This window comes from Romboutsia sp., assembly GCF_035470145.1.
Taxonomy (GTDB): Bacteria; Bacillota; Clostridia; order Peptostreptococcales; family Peptostreptococcaceae; genus Romboutsia_D.
Window position 1 is genome coordinate 1 of record NZ_DATIRC010000251.1, and the last position, 4394, is coordinate 4394.

The 4394-nt window shown below is 27.1% G+C and carries 3 protein-coding genes; all 3 read right to left on the reverse strand.

Features of this window, described 5'->3' with window-relative positions; genetic code table 11:
* Positions 1 to 417 (reverse strand): PLP-dependent transferase (locus VLM92_RS10795; protein ID WP_325276355.1); only part of this gene is annotated, 417 nt, incomplete at its 3' end.
* 229 nt (positions 418 to 646) lie between these two features.
* Positions 647 to 3502: a glycosyltransferase gene (locus VLM92_RS10800; protein ID WP_325276356.1), complete on the reverse strand. Its 2856-nt coding sequence runs from the start codon at positions 3500 to 3502 to the stop codon at positions 647 to 649.
* Position 3503: 1 nt separating this feature from the next.
* Positions 3504 to 4379, reverse strand: coding sequence for a response regulator (locus VLM92_RS10805; RefSeq protein ID WP_325276357.1), 876 nt, complete (start codon positions 4377 to 4379; stop codon positions 3504 to 3506).
* Positions 4380 to 4394 lie beyond the last annotated feature (15 nt).

Genomic DNA, 4394 nt, shown 5'->3' on the forward strand with positions numbered 1-4394 from the left:
TAAGTTTGAAGCATCAACAAAACTTACTTCTACTCCAAATCTTTTTAATCCATGATTTAATAATGCAAAAGTACATCCATATAAAGTTTTACTAGCAACTATATGATCTCCTGCCTTTAAAGCAGTCCATAATGCTGAACTGATTGCTCCCATTCCTGAAGCTGTAGACATACAAGCTTCAGCACCTTCTAGTAAAGCTACTTTTTCCTCTAATTGAGTGTTAGTAGGATTTCCTAATCTTGAATATATATATCCCCCTTCTTCTAACGCAAATCTTCTACCACCTTGTTCTGCACTGTCAAATACGAAAGTTGATGTTTGGAATATAGGTGTTGTTAATGCTCCTGATACTGGATCCTTATGGTGTCCCCCATGTATTGCTTGTGTTCCAAATTTTAAGTCTTTTAAATTTTCCATTGTTGAACTTCCCCTTTATGATATATTTTAGTTCAAAGAAAACTTTTTCCCCGTTTCTTTAACATAAATTTATCATTTATTATATTCCTTGTAAATATTTCCAAAAAATGTCTTTTTTTTGGGATTTTTATGAAAATTCACTTTTTTGTCTTTGTATATATTTAATTTTTTTACTTACTATTAAATTACAAATTTAATTCGTTATTGATCTAACTAGCTGTCTTCATTATCATTTTAGAGAAATATTAGAATCCTTTAAAAATCCCTTTCTTTCCATTTTTCCCCATCCTTTTGGTTTTTTTAGAGAATTAATATATCCACTGACTCTCCATAAACTAATTAACTGCCTCGGCCCAAAGTTTTCAACAAATGAATATAATATCAAAACTGCTAATTCTTTTATAGTAAAATAATCTCTTTCTTTTTCTGCTATAAAAAGAGAAGATAGTGAAATTAAAATTCCCATCAAAATAGTAGAAATAAAAAGGAGCAATGCAATTTTTGTATTTAAAAGCCCAAGCATAGTAGCTAGAAAAACCATGCAATAACCTTGAATTTCTACAAGCGGTCCCATCATCTCGAATATAAAAAAGTAAGGAAAAGCAATCATTCCAACCTTTCCGTATTTAGGGTTTCTAATGATTTTTTTATGAAAAGTCAATATATCAATAAGCCCTCTATGCCATCTATCTCTCTGTCTTTTTAATATATTATAACTTTCAGGCACTTCCGTCCAACAGTTAGCGTTGAAAACATAATTAATTTTAAATTTCTGCTTTTTTTCTATCATATGGCGACTCAATCGAACTACCAGCTCCATGTCCTCTCCTACAGTGTCTTTTTTATATTTTCCACTACTAGTGAGATATCCTCCTATCTCAATGATTCTATCCTTTTTAAACAATCCAAATGCTCCCGAAATAATTAAAAGGCAATCTAAATATGCCCAACCTACTCTGCCTGCCATAAAAGCTCTTATATATTCAATAGTCTGCAATCTTGCTATATTTTTCTTAGGAATTTTTAAGCTTGTAATCATTCCTTTATTAACCGAACAACCATTGATAGGAAATATATTTCCCCCCATTGCAGGACACTCTACTTCTTCATCTATCATCTGAGAAGTCAATTTAATCAGTGCGTCTGTTTCTAAAAGTGAATCTGCATCTATACCGCAAAAATAATCATTTGAAGATATATTTATTCCTGTATTCAGTGAATCTGCTTTTCCCCCATTTACTTTATCTACTACTGTAAGTTTTGGCATTGATTTATTTCTATATATACCTTTTATCGGCATTGTGTTTAATTTTTCATCTACCATAATATCTACTTTTTCAAGGTTAAAATACTGAATCAATGTTTGAATCGTATTATCTTTTGATCCATCATTTACAACTATTAATTCATAATCAGGATATTTTAGATTTAAAAGTGAATTTGCACTCTCAATAATTGTTGCTTCTTCATTAAAAGCAGGCGCTATTATTGAAATAGAAGGCATAATACCCTTTTTAAATAAAAAAGTTACTTTCTTTAAATTCCAGTATTTAGACTGTTTATTCACTCCTATAAAGGAAAAAACAAGAAGAATAATATAAATACTATTTACTACTATAGAATAATATATAAGATAATAATTAAAATCTATCACATAAATCTTTAGTTGTTCCATAAAAGGCATTATTAAAAGTATATCCCTATGTCTTATAGCATGTATAATTGGAAAAACTAAAAAAACAGCAAAAATTAAAAAATATAAAAATACTACTACTTTTTTATCTTTATTCTCTTCATTTTTTTCTAAATTAGAAACATGCTTAGTTAAATTGCACTTCTTTAACACTCTTTCATTTAAGTAAGTACAAAATTCATTTTTTATCTCTGGTTTTTGTTTTATTACATTTTTTAAGATCGAAATAATTTCATTTTCAATTTCTATGTCCTTATTTCTATTTAAAAATTCAATAATATCACTATTCTTTCCCATTAGCATAATTTCTTTAATTACATTTTTAACCACATCTTTTTTATTTCCAGAAAGTTTTAATATTAAATATTCCATTCTATTGGAAATCACTTCTGCTAAATCATTTTTAACATCGCTATTTGTTTCTTTATTAAATTCACTAATCAATATATTTATATACTGTGGTTTTTCCATAATAATATTAGAAATTGCTAAACTAACATGTCTTTTTATCCCTTTATCTCCGAGCATCGAAATCAGTTTTATTAAATTTTCCTTAGATTGATTGTTTCCTAGAACTTCTATTGCAATACCACGTATATAAGCATCAGAGTGACATATATACTTTTTATCATTTAATTCTGTAAAATATACTTTTGATAATACCTTTACAGCTTTATGTACTATGAAAGTTTCTTCCTCTGGATTTGATATAGTCTTTATTAAATAGTCCTTCAAATCGACCGCTAAATATAACTCTGCAAACCCTATTATAAATTCTTTAATATCACGGTTATTACTATCTTTTATTTCAACAATATATTCATAAAAATCTTTACCATATTCATACAAAAGTAGCTGTGCTTTTTCACGGTACCAACTTGGAGTATTGGGTATTATATCTACAATCTTAGAAATAGATTCTACATGTCTAATATCTACTAAAGAATTAATGATATACAACTTTGCAGAATAATCTTTTTCTTTTTTTAATGCCATCTCCAATGACTTTCTTGAATCCTCTGTTGCAATAATACCTAAATAAACCATAGCTTCTATTCTCTTATATTTTATTAATGAATGTAATCTTTTAGTAAAATATATTACTAAATGACTTTTTTCAACGAGATCAGTAAATTTTATTTCCGCTTCTTTATCAAAATAAAAAATCTGCTTTAGAGCTCCAAATCGCTCTAAAAATAATTTTATATCCTTTTTCAAATGAAATTCTCTTTTCTCTATCATTTTTCCAATAACATAATCGTCCATTTTTTCAACTTTTTCTTTTTTTATTTTATGTTTTTTCTTATTGAAGAAAATTAAAAATATTAAAATTAAATCTAAAATAATAATTAAAGAGATAGCATAGAATATTGTGCTTAAATTTATCTCCATCCTATATCTCTCCTTTTATCTTATTTTTAACTATCCCAATAAGTTCTGTGAGCATATATGGTTTTTTAAAATAATGATCTATACTTAAACTTATTGCTCTCTTTACTGTTTGTGTATCTTTTTGGTAGGACATAAGTATAAATGGAATTTTTCTTTTATCCGAATACATAGACATTTTTTCCTTTATTAAAAATCCATCCAATTTAGGAAGCATAAGTTCAGAGATTACTATATTTATTTTTTCCTTTTCCATTATATTCAAAACTTCTACCCCATCCATTGCTAAAAACACTTTAAATCCTTCCTTTTCCAAAGAAATCTTTAAAATCTCTAGATTCATATTATCTGTATCTGCTATTAAAACTTTTTTTATATTTTCATTATAATTATCTGTAGATGATTCACTGCATACTATATTCATCCCTTTACTTATCGCTATTCTTAATCGATTAAGAGCAATATTATAAATAGAACTAGAAAAATCCTCAGGTGTTTGTACTATATATTTTATTTCATCAAAAAGAAGAAGCCCAATTGATACAGTAATATTTTCTATAAAAGCTTCAGAATCTTCCACTATTTTTCGTATATTTTCTGCTCTTTTTATTGCTTCATCTTTATTTGTATCTAAAATGCAATAAGCAAATAATGCCCCCTGTAATTTAAATATCTGATGGGTTTCTTCCTTCTCATTCCTTAAAATATAGGAAAGATTTTTTATAGTTTCACTTCCAATTTCACTGCCATAGTTAAAATTGATATCAGTCATGTTATCTATACTAATTAAGAATAAAGCAGAATTTATGTGTCTATCAAAAGCTATATCTAAATAATTGAAAAACTTTATTCCAAAGTTCTTGTCCCGTACAATTAAAATCCTCTATGAATCCTG

Excerpts from the sequence above, each read along its gene's own strand:
- VLM92_RS10800 (WP_325276356.1), bottom strand. The coding sequence starts at position 3,502 with ATGGAGATAAATTTAAGCACAATATTCTATGCTATCTCTTTAATTATT.